Origin of the sequence: Bacillus sp. NP157 (genome assembly GCA_018889975.1) — a bacterium.
GTDB lineage: Bacteria > Pseudomonadota > Gammaproteobacteria > Xanthomonadales > Rhodanobacteraceae > Luteibacter.
Genome location: CP076546.1, coordinates 3745632 through 3762733, shown reverse-complemented (window position 1 = coordinate 3762733; position 17102 = coordinate 3745632). Strand labels below are relative to the sequence as shown.

The following is a 17102-nucleotide window of genomic DNA, read 5'->3' as shown; positions in this document are numbered from 1 at the left end:
ATCTCCTGGCACCACTTCTCAATAACCCTCCACCCCCTTACGCCACCCCATTCCGCACCGCAAACACCCCCTCAGGGTCATACCGCTTCTTGGCCGCCGCCAACCGCCCCACGTTCGTCCCCCAATACGCCTTCCTGAAATCCTTCTGGAAGTAGTCGCTCTCCGAGAAATACGCCCCCGCTCCCGGACTGACCTGCATCAGTCGCGCGTACGCCTTGCGCACGCGTGCTTCCCCGCGCTGCGCCTTCACCGCGTCGACCTTCGCTCCCGGTAGCCCCTCGAACACCGGGTCGCCGCCATTCGCGATGATCGCCAGGGCGAACGCATCGAGCAGCTCGGGATTGGTCGCCGTGTCGCGCGCCGCGGCCAGGGCATCTGGCGAGCCGCCGAACAGGCCCTTGTTGAAATGCAGGCCCACGTCCATGTCCTTCGCCGCCTCGACGATGGCGCTGGCCATGGCCTCGACGCTGTCGTCGCGGAGCAGCCGCGAGGGCAACCAGGCCGAGGTGTAGGCGTGGATGTACCAGCCGACCTGTTCCAGGTCGCCGCTCCAGACCATGTGATAGTTCGGTGTACCGGCCCGCTTGTCGGGAGTCGCGAAGTCGACGCCGGCCTTCTGGTAGAAGCCGATGTCCCAGAAATGCCGGGCAGGGATGGCGAACACTTCCAGCGGAGACAGCCACTTATAGGCTGGGCGGGCCGCGACCCAGTCGAGGAATGGCTGCCACGCCTCGGTGGCCTGGTACTTGTTGAGGTCCTGGAACACCATCGAGATGCGCATGTGGCGGTCGCCGTCGAAGCCGACCTGCTCGCCCCAGTGCGGGTTGCACAGGTGGTCACGGAAGTGCCGGAGCAGCTGGGCGACGAGCGCCTGGAACGACGCGTCGCTGTCGGCGATGAGGCGGCCGAACACGCCGCCGAAGTTCTCCGGCAGGTCATGCGTGCGGAAGGTCAGCCGGGTAACCACGCCGAAGTTGCCACCGCCACCGCCCTTCAGCGCCCAGAACAGCTCCGGGTCCTGGTAGGCATTCACCACGCGGATCTTGCCGTCGGCGGTGACCACCTCGGCCTCGACCATGTTCGACGCGCCGGTGCCGAAGGCCTTGGAGAGACTGCCGAAGCCACCACCGCCGGCGAAACCGGCGCAGCCGACGGTGGTGCAACCACCGCCCTGTACGTAACGGCCGCCCATGGTGGTGACCGCGTGGTAGGCGTCGATCCACATCGCGCCCGCGCCGACGTGGACCACCGGCATGCCGGCCGTGCCGGCCTTTGCGCCCCTGGGGACGAACGACGTGGCCATCTCCACCGTGTTCATCCGCCGCGTCCAGATCAGCAGGGAGTCCGGTGCGTTCGATGCGCCGAGGTAGCTGTGCCCGCCGCCGCGGATGACGAGGCGCACGCGATGCTTCACCGCCCATGCGACGGCGGTGGCCACGTCCTGCGCGCTCTCGGCGGCGAGGACCCAGGCGCTCGGCGACGAGGTCCAGCCCTGGTACCAGCCGCTGGTCTGGGTGAGCGCGGGATGCTCGCCAACATAGAACGGGTTGCCGATCTGGGCCAGGGCCTCGTCGCGGGTGGCCGGGTCGAGCAGCGGGTTCCTCGGGATGGAGAGACGCCCGCCGACCTGGCGGTTGAGCGCGTCCCAGTCGGCGTCGGTCGGCCAGCCGGCGGCACCGGGCTTGAGCCAGCGGCCATCGCCGGTGACGAAGGCATCGACCTTCGCGACCAGCGGCAGCAGCGGGAGGATGAGGGCGGTCTTGAGCAGGGTGCGGCGGTCCATGGGGCATCTCCTTGTCGGCTGGGGTCGATGCTGCGCCGCTGGTGGGCGCCGTGTCGCCGGCGTAGGGAGGAATGGCGAGGGGTTTGGGACGAATGGTGGACCCCAGGGGTTGGGTCTCCCTGCCACGACGCGCAAAATGGCGTTTCCCCCGACCAGAGCACCCCCCATGCCGACCTGGACCGACCGCCGCCTGTCCGACCTGTTCCGCATCGACCACCCGCTGTTGCTGGCGCCCATGGCCGGCTCCGGTGGCGCCGCGCTGGCGATCGCCGTCGCGAAGGCAGGTGGGCTGGGTTCGATCCCGTGTTCGTCGATCACGGTGGAGAAGGCCACGTCGGATGTCGCAGACTTCCGTGGCGCGGTGGCGGCGCCGCTCAACCTGAACTTCTTCGCCCACGAGCGACGGACGCCGAGCGAGGCGGAGAACGCCCGATGGCTCGACCGGCTGGCGCCGTACTTCGGCGAGTTCGCGGTCGACCCCGCCGGCCTCCCGGCAGCCGGTGGCCGCGCGCCGTTCGATGACGCGATGTGCCGGATGGTGGAATCGCTGAAGCCGGAGGTGGTGAGCTTCCACTTTGGCCTGCCCGCGCGTGAGCTGCTCGAGCGGGTCCGGGCGACCGGCGCGAAGATCCTCGGCTCGGCGACCACGGTGGCCGAAGGCCGATGGCTGGCCGAGCACGGCGTCGATGCGGTGATCGCCCAGGGCAACGAGGCCGGCGGCCATCGCGGCAACTTCCTCACCGACGACATGGCGACCCAGCCGGGCCTGTTCGCCTTGTTGCCGCAGATGGTCGATGCGCTGGAGATCCCGGTGATCGCCGCGGGGGCCGTCGCCGACGGACGCGGGATGGCCGCCGCGCTGATGCTCGGCGCCGCGGGCGTCCAGGTCGGTACGGCCTACCTGCTGTCCGATGAATCGACGAGCGTGCCGGTGCACAAGGCCGCCCTGAAGCAGGCCCGCGACGACAACACCGCGGTGACCAACGTCCTCACCGGCCGTCCCGCCCGCGGGGTCATCAACCGGATCATGCGCGAGGTCGGCCCGCTGTCGCCCGATGCCCTGCCGTTCCCGCTCGCCGGCGGCCCGCTGGCGCCGATGCGCGCCGCGACGGAAAAGCTCGGCAAGGGCGACTTCCAGCCACTATGGAGCGGCCAGGCCGGCGCGCTGGCACGCGAAGAACCCGCCGAAACCATCACCCGCCGCATCCTCGACCAGGCCTCGCACCTGCTGCACCGCCTGTAGGAGCGCGCCCGCGCGCGATCCGCCGGCAGGCGGCAAGGTTGCGTCATCGGAAGCGTTTTTGCGTCATTGAAAGGGTTCGGCCTCATCGAAAGCGCTTTGCGTCGTCGAAAGCGCTTTGCCTCATCGAAAGCGTTTTGCGCCATCGAAAGCGTCGTCGCGAGGACCTTCGCGCGCAGGCGCGCTCCTACAGTACAGGGGCGGCGCTACGGCTTCTGCCCGTGGCCCAGCAGGTACAACTTCACATACTTCCGCCGCACGTACTCCACCCGCAGCAGCGCGTAGACGATCCCGCGCCACCCATCGAGGAACCCGGCGCGCAGGACATACCCGCGGAAGAACCGCCACATCGGGCTGACGATGATCTGTGCAAGCGTGGCACGCTTGCCCTTCGCGAACTCCTCCACGGCCATCATGTGCGCGTAGCGTTCCTGCTTGCCCATCAGTTCGGACAGCGAGCGATACGGGTAATGGTCGAGGAAGCCATCGAGCATCTTCACCGTGCCGTCGACGCTTACCGATTCGTGGATCTCGCGGGGACCACGCCAGCCACCCTGGCGGCGGTCGAACAGGCGCAGCACCTTGTCGGCGCCGGCGTTGCCATGGCGCATGAAGCGGCCGAAGAAATCGTTGCGTCGATAGAACCGGTAGCCGGCCGCCCCGGCGAAGCCACCCGCGAAGGCCTGGTCGATGGCCTCGCGCAGGTCGTCGCCCACGCGCTCGTCGGCGTCCAGGCAGAGCACCCACTCGTTCTTCGCCTGGGCGACGGCAAACGCCTTCTGGCTGCGGAAGCCATCGAAGGCCCGTTCGAAAACCCGTGCACCCATCTCGCGGGCGATGGCCTGGGTGTCGTCGCGCGATCCACCATCGACGACCACCAGGTCATCGCAGAAGCTCGCGGAAGCGAGGCAATCGCGGATGCGGTCGGCCTCGTCCTGGGTGATCACGCAGAGGGAAATGGGCCGCTGGGTCATGGAAACATGGGCTGGATGGGGCTGGCGGGCCATAATGCCACGTTGCTCCCGATCGAGGTCCGCCCGTGGCTGCCTGCCTGATGTTCGCCACCGAAGAGTACGCGTTGCCCATCCTGCGTCCGCTGGCCGCGGCGGCGAAGGCGCGCGGCCAGGACGTGCACTGGATCGTGCCCGACGCGGTGGCCTCGCACCTGGGTGCCGGCGAACCGCGCGTCACCAGCCTGAAGGCGGCGAAAGCCTTGCAGCCCGAAGCGGTGTACTGCGCCGCCAACTGGGTCTCGCCGCGCCTGCCCGGCGTAAAGGTGCAGGTGTTCCACGGCTTCAATGCCGAGAAGCGCGAACCGGGCCGTGGCCACTTCGCCATCCGCGGCTTCTTCGACCTGTACGTGACCCAGGGCCCCGCGACCACGCAGCCGTTCGAGGCGCTGGCTAAGGAGCACGGCTACTTCGCCGTACGCGAGACGGGCTGGCCAAAGCTCGATCCGCTGTTCGTCGAACCCGCACCGCCGCGCGACCCCGCGTTGCTGGTGCCGGACGGACGCCCGGTGGTGATGTACGCATCGACGTTCAGCCACCGCCTCAGCGCGGCACCCGGCATGGTCGAGCCACTGCGCAAGATGATCGCGCGCGGCGACCGCCAGTGGCTGCTGACGCTGCATCCGAAATGCCCCCAGGATCTGTTCGCCGCGTATCGCGGGCTCGAAGCCGCGAACGCACGCTTCTACACCTCGGATAGGCTGATCGAACTGGAGCGCGCGGCCGATGTGCTGGTGTGCGACACCTCGTCGGTGATCCACGAGTTTGCGGTGATGCACAAGCCGGTGGTGACGATCGCGAACCGCGTGCCGCATCCGTTCATGCTCGACGTGCCAACGCCCGACGACGTGGACGCCGCGATCGACCGCGCACTCACGCATCCCCCCGAACTGATGGCGGCGATCAAGGCACACGCCGACCAGATCCACCCATCGCACGACGGCCACGCGAGTGAACGCGTGCTCGACGCCGTCGCCGCCTTCCGCCACAGCGACTTCGGCACGATGAAGCGCAAGCCGCTCAACCTCGTCCGCCGCTACAAGGCGATGCGCGACCTGCCGGCGCTGCTCCCTGGCGACACGCCCTTGTAGGAGCGCGCCCGCGCGCGAAACCACCAATCTCACCCCAGGTCAGCCGAGAAACACCCCATGCCAGCCACCACAGCCCAAAACGTCGGCAAAGCCTTCTCCCTGGATAGCATGCTCGCCGCCCGCGAGCGCTCCTGGCTCGCCTTGCGCGACATCGCTGCGCACATCACGCCCGGCATGACCGAGCCGGAAGCGATCGTCATCGCGGGCAAGCGCCTGGCTGCCGCCGGCATGCAGCGGATCTGGCATCCCAGCATCATCCGGTTCGGCGCGAACACGCTGAAGACGTTCCGGCAGAAGTCGGCCCCCGATACGGTGCTGGCCGGGAACGACCTGTTCTTCGTCGACCTCGGTCCCGTGTTCGACGGCCACGAAGGCGATGTCGGCGACACCTTCGTCGTCGGCAGCGACGCCACCATGCACGCCTGTGCCGACGCCGCACGCGAACTGTTTCGTCGTGGCGAGGTGCGCTGGCGCGGAGGCGTCACCGGCGTGGCGTTGTACGACTACGTGTCCGCGGAAGCCGAGGCCATGGGCTGGCGTTTGAACCATGCGACCAAGGGACACCGGGTGGGCGACTACCCACATGCGGTGCACAAGGCAGGCAACCTTGGCGATCTCGATGCGGAGCCGGTGCCGGGGTTGTGGATCCTGGAGATCCAGATTGCGCATCCGACGCTGGCGATCGGGGCTTTTTACGAAGACCTTTTGATGGCGTGACGGGTTGGGCTGGGTGTGCGTCAATGGGGATGGCTTGAGTGCAGGGAAGGGTGGGGATGATGGGTATGGGTTGGCGGTGGGTTTTCGGGCTTGTGGTTGTCGCTGTTTCCGCGTCGGGGTGTACGGGGAAATTTGAGGACGGTGTGGACGGCACCGATGGTGTCGCGGTTGGGGGTCGCGCGCAGGCGCGCTCCTACACGGACACGGGGGTGGTGGAGCGGTATTCGCTTGAGGACACCGAGGTGCGCTCGGTGCATGCGGGGAAGCTGGGTCGCGATTACCAGGTGTTCGTGAGCCTGCCACCGGATTACAACGAGCATCCCGACCGCAAGTACCCGGTGATGTTCGTCACCGACGCGAACTATGCGTTTCCGTTGATCCGTAGCATCGCGCGGCGGCTGGGCGAGCATGGCGATGGCACCGAGGACTTCATCCTGGTCGGCCTTTCGTATGCCGTCGGCGACACGCCGGTGTACAGCCGGCGTCGCGACTACACGCCGACCGATCGCGGCCCGAATGGCTTGACATCCGACATGCCCGGGCGGCCGGTCGTGCACGGCCAGGCCGAGGGCTATCGCGAGTTCATCAAGGACGATGTGTTCCCCCTGGTCGCCGGGGCATATCGCGCCGACATGTCGCGTGCCATCTACGTCGGCCATTCGTACGGTGGCCTGCTCGGCTGGGACATCCTCATCCACGATCCGGGCATGTTCAGCCGCTACATCCTCGGCAGTCCGTCGTTACAGTTCGATCGTGGCGTCGAGTTCGCGCGCATGCACGAGGCGCTGGCGGCCCGGAAGGATCTCCCTGCCAACGTCCTCGTCGTCCTCGGTGGGTTCGAAACGCTATCCAGGGACAAGTCGGACCATCGCTTCAACACCGGCGTGGATATGGTCGGCGACAACAAGCGCTTCGTCGCGGAACTGCAAGCGAAGCACTATCCCGGTTTGCACGTGGAACTGCAGACCGTCCCCGGCGAAGACCACCTCACCGTATTCCCTACGATCATCACCCGCGGCATCGTCTGGGCGCTGCCCGGCAAACGCCAGCCGCTCAACGCGAAAGACGGGTGACCGAGAAGGCGACGACGAGCGCGGCGAAGGTCAGCGCGCCGATCCAGTAGACCGAGCCGAGCGCCGCACCGTCGCTGGCGATGGCCGCGGCCCAGGCAAGCGCGAGCAGGACCCAGCCCGACCACTTCACGGCACGCGTGGTGCGTGCGGGCAAGGCCCTGCCGAGGACGTCGCGCTGGTGTCGCGACATGCCCAGCGACAGCGCGGCGAACCCGGCCAGGGCCGCGAGGAGGCAGAGCAGCATCATGCGATGGCTTCCTTCTTGCGCCGCGCGCGGACGGGCTCCTTGCGCTTGTGCACCTTCCACGCGCAGAAGCCGAGCAGCGCGGCGAACACCAGCATCACCCCGTCGAAGCTCACGAACAGGATGTCACCCGACATCGCGCTGGCCAGCAGGCCGCGATCGGTCGTGGCCATGTCGACCAGCGGCACGGCGAAGAAACCCACGGCGCCTACGGCGAGGGTCTCCACCCAGGCCCGTTTCACCGGGCGCACGATCGCGATCAGCGCCAGCACGCCCCAGCCGATGAACAGCCAGTTCGCCTCCCAGTCCGCGCGTCTCGCCAGCTCGACGGGAAGCAGGCGGTTGGCGAGGAAGTAGCAGGCGATGCCGAAGGGCAGGCCGGCGATGGTGGCGATGTTGAGGCGCTCGACCAGGCGGAAGCCGAAGTAGGGGTGTTCGGGGTCGGCCAGCTGCAGCCGGCGCTTGGCCGTCCATAGCACCAGGCCGGTACCGACCATGGCCGTGCCGGTGAGCCCGCACAGGAAATAGAACCAGCGCAGCAACAAGGGCGCATAGCGGCCGGCATGCAGGCCGACCATCACGCTCTCGGTCTGCGCCGCGCCACCGCGTGCACCTGGCGGCGCGTGCATCGCGCCGGTCGCCGCGTCAAAGGTGAGGGTCTCGCCACGGGTGGCCATCGATGCATCGGTGGCGCGGGTGATCTTCACCACCGAGTTCGCATCGCCGGGGATGGCGACGTAGATGTAGCCCGGATCGGCGCCATGCCAGCTGGCGCGTGCCTGCCGCATCATCGCCGCGATCGAGGCCATCGGCACGGCGTGACCCGAGCGCTGCGGATCGGGTTCCGCGCTGAAGGCATCGGCGTAGTACTGCGCCGGGTTGTCGTAGGCCGCGGCGGCGCCCCAGGGCATGTATTGCGCACCCAGCGTGACCAGTCCGGTGTAGGTGATCATGAAGTGGAACGGCAGCGCCAGCACGGCGCTCAGGTTATGCCCGTCCAGCCACGAGCGCTGGCCCTTGCCGAAGCGCAGCGTGAAGAAGTCCGCGAAAATCTTCTTGTGGGTGATCACGCCACTGATGATCGCCACCAGCATGAACATCGCCGCGAGGCCCACCGCCCAGCGCGCCCACAGCACCGGCACGTAGTACAGGTCGAAGTGCATGCGGTAGAGGCGCCAGCCACCCAGCGTGTCGCGCGCATCCACCTTGTGCCCGGCGCCATCGACCAGGAACTGGTGGTCGCGCCACTGCTTGAAGCTTTCGCCCTTGACCTTCCAGTACGCAGAGGTGGCCACCGCGCGGTTGCCCGGCAGCTGTATCGTCCAGCCCTCGGCATCTGCCGCGTGCTCGCGCATGTACGCCACCGCGCCTTCGGCACCGGCCTCGAGCTGGCGCTGGCCGTGGACTTCCGGCTGCATCCAGCGAGTGATCTCGTCCTGGAAATAAGCGGCCGTCCCGGTGGCGAACACCAGGAACAGCAACCATCCCAGCAGCAGGCCCACCCACGTATGCAGCCAGGCCATCGACTGGCGCAGGCCGCCCTTCATGCCGCGCCACCGTGCAGCGACAGGTACAGGGCGAGGCCCAGCGGCACGCAATAGACGCTGGTCCAGAACCATGCGCGGCCAGCGCGCGCCGTGGCGAAGGCGCAGGTCGCGACCAGCGCGAAGACGGCGAACGACGCGAGCATGCCGGTCGTCACGGCGTCGACCCGCGCCATCGGCAACCAGCGCGCCAGCGCGGCGTCGGTCAGCGCGGACGCGACGTAGCCGCCGAGGGCCGCGAGCAGGGTGCGTGACGCGACATCGAAGGCGGTGGCAAGGCGCGACGGCGCGTCGCAAGCGGAGGTGGAACGGGACATGGCGGTTCTCGAACGAAGGCGGTGGCCGCGCGGCACTGCCGGATGGAGCCCTTCGCAATATTGTGCGATCGCGGCGTATCGGCCATTATATTAATGAGATTCATTCGCAAATACGAGCCGACCACCCCACCGGCACTCGGCCAGCGCAGGAAAAACCGATGATTTCGAAGAAGAAACTGCTGCCCATGCTGGTGGCTGGCGCCCTTTTGCCCACGTTTGCCATGGCCAGCGACGACACCGACGCGGACCAGGCGCGGACGAAGCGCGACAAGGCCGTGCAACTGGACGCCGTGTCCGTGCAGGGCACCGCGCTGGAGAAGGGCTACGCCCGTGCCGACGCCTCGTCGGCGACCAAGACCGACACGCCGATCATCGAAACGCCGCAGGCGATCTCGGTCATCTCCAACACCCAGATGCTCGACCAGGGCGTGCTCACGGTGCAGGACGCGCTGCGCTATTCCGCCGGCGTGCGCGCCGATGCCTACGGCGTCGACAGCCGCGGCGACGACGCGTTCCTGCGCGGCACCTCGTTCGTGCAGTACCTCGACGGCCTGCGCCAGAGCATGGGCTACAGCTACGCGCGCACCGAGCCGTATTTCCTCGATCACCTCGAGATCGTCCGCGGTCCGTCCTCGGTGCTCTACGGCCAGGGCACCACGGGTGGCCTGATCGCGCTGGCCTCGAAACGCCCGCAATTCGACGCGTCGCACGAGGTGCAGCTGCAGGTCGGCAACAACGCGCGCAAGCAGGTTGCCTTCGACTTCACCGGGCCCCTCGACCAGGCCGGCCACTGGGCGTATCGCCTGGTCGGCGTGTACCGGGACGCGGACTCGCAGATCGACCACGTGGCCGACGATCGCAAGGGCATCGCGCCGTCGATCACCTGGGCACCCGACAACGACACGCGCTGGACGCTGCTGGCCAACCTGCAGTTCGACCACAACGGATCGTCGCTGAACTTCTTGCCGCACGAAGGCACCCTGCTGCCGAATCCGAACGGTCGTATCCCCACGCACCGTTTCGTCAGTGAACCGGGATTCGACCGGTACGACACGCAGCAGCGCTCGGTCAGTTCCTTCTTCGAACACCGCTTCAACGACACCTGGAAGTTCGACGTCAACATGCGTTACTCGCACGACGACGTCGATTACCGCACGCTGTATCCCGACGTGTACTCGCAGCCGTCGTATCCCTTCCTCGACGACGACGCACGCACGGTGGCCCGCTACAGCTACGTATCGCAGGACCGGCACAAGCGGCTGGTCACCGACAGCCATGCGGAAGCCGACTTCGACCTCGCCGGGATGCAGCACCGCGTGCTGATCGGGCTGGACATCGCGCGCTCGCGCACCGATAGCCGCCAGGGCAATGGTTACGACGCGACGCCGTTCGACCTCTACGCACCCGTGTACGGCAATGGCTTCGTCCCACCGGCGATTGCACCGATCGCCAGCAGCACGACGCGCCAGGTCGGCGCCTATGTGCAGGACCAGGTCAACTGGGGCGAGCACTGGGTGGGTACGGTCGGCTTCCGCCATGACCGCGCCACGCTCACCACGGGCGACGACCGCTCCGTGGACAATGCGACGACCGCACGCTATGGCGTGATGTATCGCTTCGACAGCGGCTTCGTGCCATACGTGAGCTATACCGAATCGTTCCAGCCGCTGGATAGCCTGGACTTCTACAACCGACCTTATGAACCGCTGCGCGGCAAGCAGTACGAGGCTGGCGTGAAGTATCAGCCGAACGGCAGCCCGACCATGGTCACGGCGACGTACTACGACCTGCGCGAGGAAAACCGCCTCGCCCCGGATCCGTCCAATCCGTTGAACCAGATCCAGGCGGGCCGGGCACGTACCCGCGGCGTGGAGCTCGAGGCCTCGACCCGGGTCGGTAACCACGTCGACGTGATCGGTACCTATACATGGACCCGGGCGCGCCCGAGCGACGGTTCGCTGGTCGCCGGCCTGCCGGAGAACCAGGCCTCGGCGTGGGCCGTGTATCACGTCAACGATGCGGACGGCGACGGGCTGAGCTTCGGCGCCGGCGTGCGCTACATCGGGGTGAACCACGACGAGACCGGCACGCTGGACGTGCCGCGGAAAACCCTCGTCGACGCCATGGTCGGCTGGAACCAGGGCCCGTGGCGCTTCGCCCTCAACGTGGCCAACCTCACCGACCAGGCCTACAACGCCAGCTGCCTCGCCCGCGGCGACTGCTTCTACGGCCCCCGCCGCAGCGTCGTCGGCAGCGCCACCTACCGCTTCTGACCACCGGACCGCGTTCGCGCGAACGGTTCCACCACGCCCCTGTAGGAGCGCGCCTGCGCGCGATGGCCCGGATCGCGCCGATCAACCATCACACGCCAACGCGCAACGTTTCCCCATGCGTTACGATCGAGGTTTGCCTGAACGAACGGGAGATCGGCATGGGGATTCGCAAGACGCTCGCCTTCGCGCTACTCGGCGCGCTCGCTTCCACCGCGGCGCTGGCCGCGCCGCCGCCGGGGCATTCGGGTAACCCCGTGTTCCCGGGCTGGTATGCCGACCCGGAAGCCGCGATCTTCGACGATACCTACTGGATCTACCCGACCACCTCGCTGGAATACGCCAAGCAGACCGGCTTCGATGCGTTCTCCTCGCCGGACCTCGTGCACTGGACGAAGCACCCCAACGTGCTGGCGATGGCCGACATCCCCTGGGCGAAGAAGGCGCTGTGGGCCCCCTCGGTGGTGAAGAACAACGGCAAGTACTACTTCTTCTTCGGCGCCAACGACATCCAGAGCGACAAGGAACTGGGCGGCATCGGCGTCGCCGTGGCCGACAAGCCCGACGGCCCGTACAAGGACCTGCTCGGCAAGCCGCTGATCGGCGCGTTCCACAACGGTGCCCAGCCGATCGACCAGTTCGCCTTCCACGACGAAGACGGCACCTGGTACATGATCTACGGTGGCTGGAAGCACGCCAACATCGTCAAGCTGAAGAGTGACTTCACCGGCGTCGAGCCGATGGCCGACGGCACGGTGTACAAGGAAATCACCCCGGAGAAGTACGTCGAAGGCCCGCTGATGTTCAAGCGCAACGGCAAGTACTATTTCATGTGGTCCGAAGGCGGCTGGACCGGCCCGGATTACTCGGTCGCCTATGCCATCGGTGATTCGCCGATGGGCCCGTTCAAGCGCATCGGCACCATCCTGAAGACCGATCCGAAGATCGCCACGGGCGCCGGGCACAACTCGGTCTTCCACGTTGCCAAAGACGACAGCTGGTACATCGTCTACCACCGCCACCCGCTCGGCGACGACAAGGGCAACGACCGCGTCACCTGCATCGACAAGCTCGAGTTCGACAAGGACGGCAAGATCCTGCCGGTGAAGATGACCTTCGAAGGCGTCACGCCCAAGACCCTTCGTTAGTCGCTACCGGCGGGGGATGCCTGGTACCCCCGATCGCGCGCGGGCGCGCTCCTACAGGGGGCGACGCCGTCGCAAAGACATTTCAACACGCAAGGATTAGTTACAATCCCCGCAGGGTGGGGCAAGCACTCGCGACAGGGCCACGGGCATGCGGTACGAGAAGGGTCACAAGGAGCTGACACGTCAGCGCATCGTCGAAGCGGCGTCGGAGCGGTTTCGTTCGGACGGCATCGATGCGGTGGGCGTGGTCAGCCTGATGGGCGACGTCGGCCTGACCCAGGGCGGCTTCTACAACCACTTCCCCTCGAAGGAAGACCTGGTCCGCGAATGCGTCGCCAGCGGCGCTGCCGCGGCCACCCAGCGCATGGCCGAGCGCGTGGCCGGATCACGCGGCGACGGCTATCGCTCGCTGGTCAACGCCTACCTCTCCGCCGACCACCGCGACAATCCGGCCAGCGGTTGTGTCGCCGCTTCGCTGGCCGGTGAACTGGCACGCCGCCCGGAAGAAACCCGCGCGGTGTTCACCGAAGGCATGGAAGGGCTGGTCGACCTGATCGCCTCCACGCTGCCCGCCTCGGTGCGCGGCAAGCGCCGGCGCCAGCTGGCCACGGCCGTGCTGGCCTCCATGGTCGGTTCGATGGCGCTATCGCGAGCGGTGGCCGACGAGGCCACCTCGGATGAGATGCTGGCCGTGGGCCGGCAGTCCGCCCTGGCCCTGATCGACGCCGGCTAAGCGGCGTCCCGCCGGCTTACTTCGCCGGCACCGGCGGCTTGCCCATCGCGGCGGCCTTCTCGGCAAGCTTCGCGCGGATGGCCGGGATCGCCGCCAGCGCGGCACGCTCGCCTTCCAGGATCGCGATGTTCTTCTGGTCGAAATCGGTCGGGCCGATCTGGCCCACCTTCGGCCGGATCACCACGTCCGCACGGCCCAGCTCCTGCTCGGCCAGCCGGCGACCCATGATGGTGATCGACTGGCCGACGATGCCGACCATGTTGGCCGGGTTGCTGCCGTCCGGCCGCGCCGAGATGTCCACCGCGATGACGATGTCGGCGCCCAGCTGGCGCGCGGCATCCACCGGCACGGGGCTGACCACGCCACCGTCGACGAAGTGCTTGCCGGCGATCTCCACCGGCTCGAACACGCCGGGGATGCTGCTCGACGCGCGCACCGCCTGGCCGGTGTTGCCCTTGACGAACACGGCACGCTCGCCGGTTTCCAGCACGGTGGCCACGGCGGCGAACGGCGTATGCAGCTTCTCGATCGGCTGCTGCTTCACCAGTTCGTTGACGTAGTCCTGCAGCTTCTGGCCCTGGACCATGCCGCCGGAAAAGAAGCGGACGTCGCGGATACGGCCCTCGTCGAGCGAGAAGGCCGTTTCCTGCAGCTGGAATGCGTCCATGCCGCTGGCGTAGAGCGCGCCGACCACGCTACCCGCGCTGGTACCCGACACCACGTCCGGATGGATGCCGCTGGCCTCCAGCATCTTGATCACGCCGATATGCGCGAAGCCCTTCGCCGCGCCACCGCCCAGCGCCAGGCCGATGCGTGGCTTGGCGGCGAGCACGGGCACCGCGTTGTCCGGGCGCTGGTCGGGCTTGGTCGTCCCGCCACCGCCGAAGCAGCCGGCGAGCAGGGTGGCCATCAACAACGGCAGCAGGGGGCGGAGGCGGGCGGACATCATGTCGTTCGGGTCTCGTGCGGGCTTAGCCGCGGGTCTGGTCGGCTTCGAGGTGGTAACGGGTGGCAATCTCGATCTCGTGCTTCGAGCCGAGGAACACCGGGACGCGCTGGTGCAGCCCGGTCGGCTGGATGTCCATGATCGACTCGCGTCCGGTGGTCGCCGCGCCGCCCGCCTGCTCGATGATGAAAGCCATCGGATTGGCTTCGTACATCAGGCGCAGCTTGCCGGTGCCGCCCTTGGCGGTGATCTTCGCGTCCAGCGGATAGAAGAACACGCCGCCCCGGGTAAGGATGCGGTGCACGTCGGCCACCATCGACGCGACCCAACGCATGTTGAAGTCGCGACCGCGCGGACCGGTGGTGCCAGCCAGCAGTTCGCCAACATAGCGCTGCATCGGGGCTTCCCAATGGCGCTGGTTGGACATATTGATGGCAAATTCGCCCGTTTCGGCCGGGATGGTGATCCCGCGACGGGTCAGCACGAAGCTGCCGTGCTCGCGATCCAGGGTGAACTCGTGCACGCCGTGGCCAAAGGTCAGCACCAGCACGGTGCTCGGGCCGTAGACCACGTAGCCGGCCGCCACCTGCGCCGTACCCGGCTGCAGGAAGTCCTCGGTGGTCGGCTCGGTCACGCCATCCGGGCAGCGCAGCACGGAGAAGATCGTGCCGACCGACACGTTCACGTCGATGTTCGACGAACCATCCAGCGGATCGAACAGCAGCAGGTGGTGACCCTTCGGATAGGCATCGGGGATCGGCTGCGGATCTTCCATCTCCTCCGACGCGCAGGCCGCGAGATGGCCACCCCACGCATTCGCCTCGAGCAGGATCTCGTTGGAGATCACGTCCAGCTTCTTCTGCGCCTCGCCCTGCACGTTGTCCGACCCGGCGTTACCCAGCACGCCACCGAGGGCGCCCTTGCCGGTAGCCACCGAAATCCGCTTGCAAGCACGCGCCACCACCTCGATCAGCAAGCTCAGCTCGCTATACACATGGCCGGCACGCTTCTCTTCGATCAGGAACTGGATCAGTGAAATCGGTTTCATTGGGGGGAGGCTCGGGCGCTGAATGGGGCATTGTCGGGGCCAAGCCGTCGCGACGCCAGTAGCTGGGGAGCGTGAAGAGCGTTTCGGGTTCAGAGTTCAGAGTTGAGAGGACGAGCCAGGGCGAAACGCCGGGGCTCACACGCTCTAACGCTCAACTCTCAACTCTCAACTCTCAACCCACAACGCTCCTCTCTTACCCCTACTGCCACCACGCTGTCAGCAGCCCCCGCGCAGACTGTCTTCCTGCCGAAGCACCGGAGGGGTCGCGCCATGAATCGCTTACTCGATCGGATCGCCGAGCTGTATGCCCCGCTGGGCCAGCGCGGGCTGTTGATGGACGGGCATTACCGCTTTGCGCCGGACCGCGTGCCCGCGAAGGGCAGGAAGGCGCGCACCAAGACGGGCCACGGGCTGAAGGGCCTGGCCCGGAAGCCCGCGCACACGTAACCACACGACGACATCCTGAGGGAGGGAAGGAATGAATTCGAGCCGCATCGTTTTCCACCATGGGCCGCAGAGCCGTTCCACCAGCACGCTGATGTTGCTGGAGGAGCTGGGTGCGCAGTACGACATGCACATCGTCAACCTCGTCGCCGGCGAACAGCGCCAGCCGGCGTACCTGAAGATCAATCCCATGGGCAAGGTCCCGGCGGTGTCGCACCACGGCCAGCTGGTGACCGAGCGGCCGGCGGTGTTCACCTACCTCGCCGACCTGTTCCCGGATGCCGGGCTCGCTCCCGGCCTGGGCGACCCGTTGCGTGGGCCGTACCTGCGCTGGCTCGCGTTCTACGGCTCGTGCTTCGAGCCCGCGGTGATGGATCACCACATGAAGAACGCGGTGGCCAACCCGACCACGTGTCCGTACGGCGATTACGCCAGCGTGCTCGGCCTGGTCGAAGCCCAGCTGGCCAGTGGCGAGTGGTTGCTCGGCGATCGCTTCACCGCCGCGGACATCCTCTGGGCGAACGCGCTGGATTACACGATGTCGTTCGGCCTGATCGAGAGGCGCCCGGTGTTCGAGGCCTATGTCAGCCGGCTGAAGGTGCGCCCGGCGATCCTCCGTGCCGCCGAGCAGGACGCCGCGCTGGCGCGTGCCCAGCAGCGCGTGGCGGCGTGAGGGTGGTTCGGTGCCCACGCGTGACCTCCGTCGCTTCCCGCGCATGGCGCGGAAAGCGATGATGGGCCCATGCGCCGCGCCGACCGCCTGTTCCTCATCATCAACGCCCTGCGCGGGCGACGCACGGCGCTGCCCGCACGGCAGATCGCCGACATGCTCGAGGTCTCGCTACGCACGGTCTACCGTGACGTCGCCGACCTGCAGGTCTCCGGCGTGCCGATCGAAGGCGAGGCCGGCGTCGGTTACCTGCTGCGCAAGGGCTCGGACATCCCGCCGCTGATGTTCTCCGCCGACGAACTCGAAGCCCTGGTGGCGGGTACCCGCTTCGTTCGTGCGTTCGCCGGCGAGCGGCTGGCGCGCCAGGCCCAGGCCGCCCTGATCAAGATCGAAGCCGTGCTGCCGCCGGAGCTGCGCGAGCGTGCCGCCCAGGCGAAGATCTTCGCGCCGATCTGGCGCGATCCGGAGCAGAGCCGCATCGCCCGCCTGCTCGACCGCCTGCACGAAGCCGTGCTGCGCCGTTGCGTGCTCTGCCTCGAATACCGCGACGCGGTGGGCAACGCCAGCACCCGCGAGGTCGAACCCTTGTGCCTGTCGTTCTGGGGCGGCGCGTGGACGCTGACGGCCTGGTGCCGGCACCGCGAGGCCTTCCGCAACTTCCGTCCCGACCGGATCGAGTCGTGCCGCGAATCGGGCGAGACCTTCGAGGACGTGCCCGGGCGCGACCTGAAGACCTTCCTGGAAACCGTCCGCGGCTATTACGGCGGCCTCGAATAACTGGCACTCGCACACCACCGGCTGCCCGCAAATGCGATCATCGGGGC

17 protein-coding genes are annotated in these 17102 nt (G+C 67.5%); 10 read left to right on the top strand and 7 right to left on the bottom strand.

All coding sequences use genetic code 11. The features are described 5' to 3' along the window. Window positions 1-37 precede the first annotated feature (37 nt). On the bottom strand, window positions 38-1783 hold the full coding sequence (locus KPL74_17200; GenBank protein QWT19471.1) for an FAD-binding protein: 1746 nt from the start codon (window positions 1781-1783) through the stop codon (window positions 38-40). A 166-nt stretch (window positions 1784-1949) separates the two neighbouring features. Here KPL74_17200 and KPL74_17195 point away from each other — a divergent pair, with 166 nt between their 5' ends. Next, a complete protein-coding gene (locus tag KPL74_17195) occupies window positions 1950-3026 on the top strand; it encodes a nitronate monooxygenase family protein (GenBank protein ID QWT19470.1) in 1077 nt (358 codons plus the stop codon). Window positions 3027-3229: 203 nt separating this feature from the next. Here the strand turns inward: KPL74_17195 and KPL74_17190 are convergent, their stop codons facing one another. Further along, on the bottom strand, window positions 3230-3997 hold the full coding sequence (locus tag KPL74_17190) for a glycosyltransferase family 2 protein (GenBank protein ID QWT19469.1): 768 nt from the start codon (window positions 3995-3997) through the stop codon (window positions 3230-3232). Window positions 3998-4062: 65 nt separating this feature from the next. On the opposite strand from KPL74_17190, the gene KPL74_17185 reads away from it, so the two are divergent. The 3 genes from KPL74_17185 (at window position 4063) to KPL74_17175 (ending at window position 6914) form a co-directional block, all read left to right on the top strand. Beyond that, a complete protein-coding gene (locus KPL74_17185; protein ID QWT19468.1) occupies window positions 4063-5124 on the top strand; it encodes a CDP-glycerol glycerophosphotransferase family protein in 1062 nt (353 codons plus the stop codon). 57 nt (window positions 5125-5181) lie between these two features. Continuing rightward, window positions 5182-5841 (top strand): aminopeptidase P family protein, encoded by a 660-nt coding sequence (locus KPL74_17180; protein ID QWT19467.1) that lies wholly within the window; start codon window positions 5182-5184, stop codon window positions 5839-5841. 143 nt (window positions 5842-5984) lie between these two features. After that, on the top strand, window positions 5985-6914 hold the full coding sequence (locus KPL74_17175; protein QWT19466.1) for a hypothetical protein: 930 nt from the start codon (window positions 5985-5987) through the stop codon (window positions 6912-6914). Here KPL74_17175 and KPL74_17170 read toward each other — a convergent pair. Genes KPL74_17170 through KPL74_17160 form a run of 3 tightly spaced genes read right to left on the bottom strand, consistent with a single transcriptional unit; the run spans window position 6895 to window position 9019 of the window. After that, window positions 6895-7161: a DUF3325 domain-containing protein gene (locus KPL74_17170; protein ID QWT19465.1), complete on the bottom strand. Its 267-nt coding sequence runs from the start codon at window positions 7159-7161 to the stop codon at window positions 6895-6897. The genes KPL74_17175 and KPL74_17170 overlap by 20 nt on opposite strands. After that, window positions 7158-8705, bottom strand: a complete 1548-nt coding sequence (locus KPL74_17165) for a PepSY domain-containing protein (protein QWT19464.1) — start codon at window positions 8703-8705, stop codon at window positions 7158-7160. The genes KPL74_17170 and KPL74_17165 overlap by 4 nt, the downstream gene beginning before the upstream one ends. After that, a complete protein-coding gene (locus KPL74_17160) occupies window positions 8702-9019 on the bottom strand; it encodes a hypothetical protein (protein ID QWT19463.1) in 318 nt (105 codons plus the stop codon). The genes KPL74_17165 and KPL74_17160 overlap by 4 nt, the downstream gene beginning before the upstream one ends. A gap of 158 nt (window positions 9020-9177) precedes the next feature. Here KPL74_17160 and KPL74_17155 point away from each other — a divergent pair, with 158 nt between their 5' ends. From KPL74_17155 to KPL74_17145, 3 genes are all read left to right on the top strand, one after another. Next, entirely contained in the window at window positions 9178-11292 is a 2115-nt protein-coding gene (locus KPL74_17155; GenBank protein QWT19462.1) for a TonB-dependent siderophore receptor, read from the top strand. Window positions 11293-11450: 158 nt separating this feature from the next. Beyond that, window positions 11451-12437 carry a glycoside hydrolase family 43 protein gene (locus KPL74_17150; GenBank protein QWT19461.1) on the top strand — a complete coding sequence of 329 codons (987 nt, stop codon included), beginning with the start codon at window positions 11451-11453 and terminating at the stop codon, window positions 12435-12437. Window positions 12438-12585: 148 nt separating this feature from the next. Then, a complete protein-coding gene (locus KPL74_17145) occupies window positions 12586-13170 on the top strand; it encodes a TetR/AcrR family transcriptional regulator (GenBank protein QWT19460.1) in 585 nt (194 codons plus the stop codon). Window positions 13171-13186: 16 nt separating this feature from the next. On the opposite strand, the gene KPL74_17140 is transcribed toward KPL74_17145, so the two are convergent. Beyond that, a complete protein-coding gene (locus KPL74_17140; GenBank protein ID QWT19459.1) occupies window positions 13187-14116 on the bottom strand; it encodes a patatin-like phospholipase family protein in 930 nt (309 codons plus the stop codon). A 25-nt stretch (window positions 14117-14141) separates the two neighbouring features. After that, window positions 14142-15164 carry a class 1 fructose-bisphosphatase gene (locus tag KPL74_17135; GenBank protein QWT19458.1) on the bottom strand — a complete coding sequence of 341 codons (1023 nt, stop codon included), beginning with the start codon at window positions 15162-15164 and terminating at the stop codon, window positions 14142-14144. Window positions 15165-15434: 270 nt separating this feature from the next. On the opposite strand from KPL74_17135, the gene KPL74_17130 reads away from it, so the two are divergent. The 3 genes from KPL74_17130 (at window position 15435) to KPL74_17120 (ending at window position 17055) form a co-directional block, all read left to right on the top strand. Then, complete coding sequence (locus tag KPL74_17130) at window positions 15435-15611, top strand: hypothetical protein (GenBank protein QWT19457.1); 177 nt, start codon at window positions 15435-15437, stop codon at window positions 15609-15611. A 31-nt stretch (window positions 15612-15642) separates the two neighbouring features. After that, complete coding sequence (locus KPL74_17125; protein ID QWT19456.1) at window positions 15643-16281, top strand: glutathione S-transferase family protein; 639 nt, start codon at window positions 15643-15645, stop codon at window positions 16279-16281. A 69-nt stretch (window positions 16282-16350) separates the two neighbouring features. After that, on the top strand, window positions 16351-17055 hold the full coding sequence (locus KPL74_17120; protein QWT19455.1) for a YafY family transcriptional regulator: 705 nt from the start codon (window positions 16351-16353) through the stop codon (window positions 17053-17055). The last annotated feature ends 47 nt before the right edge of the window (window positions 17056-17102 follow it).

What these genes read in the sequence shown, in the direction of transcription:
- KPL74_17165 (QWT19464.1), bottom strand. Translation starts at nt 8,705, where the DNA reads ATGAAGGGCGGCCTGCGCCAGTCGATGGCCTGGCTGCATACGTGGGTG.
- KPL74_17140 (QWT19459.1), bottom strand. Translation starts at nt 14,116, where the DNA reads ATGTCCGCCCGCCTCCGCCCCCTGCTGCCGTTGTTGATGGCCACCCTG.
- KPL74_17170 (QWT19465.1), bottom strand. Translation starts at nt 7,161, where the DNA reads ATGATGCTGCTCTGCCTCCTCGCGGCCCTGGCCGGGTTCGCCGCGCTG.
- KPL74_17120 (QWT19455.1), top strand. Translation starts at nt 16,351, where the DNA reads ATGCGCCGCGCCGACCGCCTGTTCCTCATCATCAACGCCCTGCGCGGG.
- KPL74_17190 (QWT19469.1), bottom strand. Translation starts at nt 3,997, where the DNA reads ATGACCCAGCGGCCCATTTCCCTCTGCGTGATCACCCAGGACGAGGCC.
- KPL74_17160 (QWT19463.1), bottom strand. Translation starts at nt 9,019, where the DNA reads ATGTCCCGTTCCACCTCCGCTTGCGACGCGCCGTCGCGCCTTGCCACC.
- KPL74_17155 (QWT19462.1), top strand. Translation starts at nt 9,178, where the DNA reads ATGATTTCGAAGAAGAAACTGCTGCCCATGCTGGTGGCTGGCGCCCTT.
- KPL74_17135 (QWT19458.1), bottom strand. Translation starts at nt 15,164, where the DNA reads ATGAAACCGATTTCACTGATCCAGTTCCTGATCGAAGAGAAGCGTGCC.
- KPL74_17180 (QWT19467.1), top strand. Translation starts at nt 5,182, where the DNA reads ATGCCAGCCACCACAGCCCAAAACGTCGGCAAAGCCTTCTCCCTGGAT.
- KPL74_17200 (QWT19471.1), bottom strand. Translation starts at nt 1,783, where the DNA reads ATGGACCGCCGCACCCTGCTCAAGACCGCCCTCATCCTCCCGCTGCTG.
- KPL74_17145 (QWT19460.1), top strand. Translation starts at nt 12,586, where the DNA reads ATGCGGTACGAGAAGGGTCACAAGGAGCTGACACGTCAGCGCATCGTC.
- KPL74_17195 (QWT19470.1), top strand. Translation starts at nt 1,950, where the DNA reads ATGCCGACCTGGACCGACCGCCGCCTGTCCGACCTGTTCCGCATCGAC.
- KPL74_17125 (QWT19456.1), top strand. Translation starts at nt 15,643, where the DNA reads ATGAATTCGAGCCGCATCGTTTTCCACCATGGGCCGCAGAGCCGTTCC.
- KPL74_17130 (QWT19457.1), top strand. Translation starts at nt 15,435, where the DNA reads ATGAATCGCTTACTCGATCGGATCGCCGAGCTGTATGCCCCGCTGGGC.
- KPL74_17150 (QWT19461.1), top strand. Translation starts at nt 11,451, where the DNA reads ATGGGGATTCGCAAGACGCTCGCCTTCGCGCTACTCGGCGCGCTCGCT.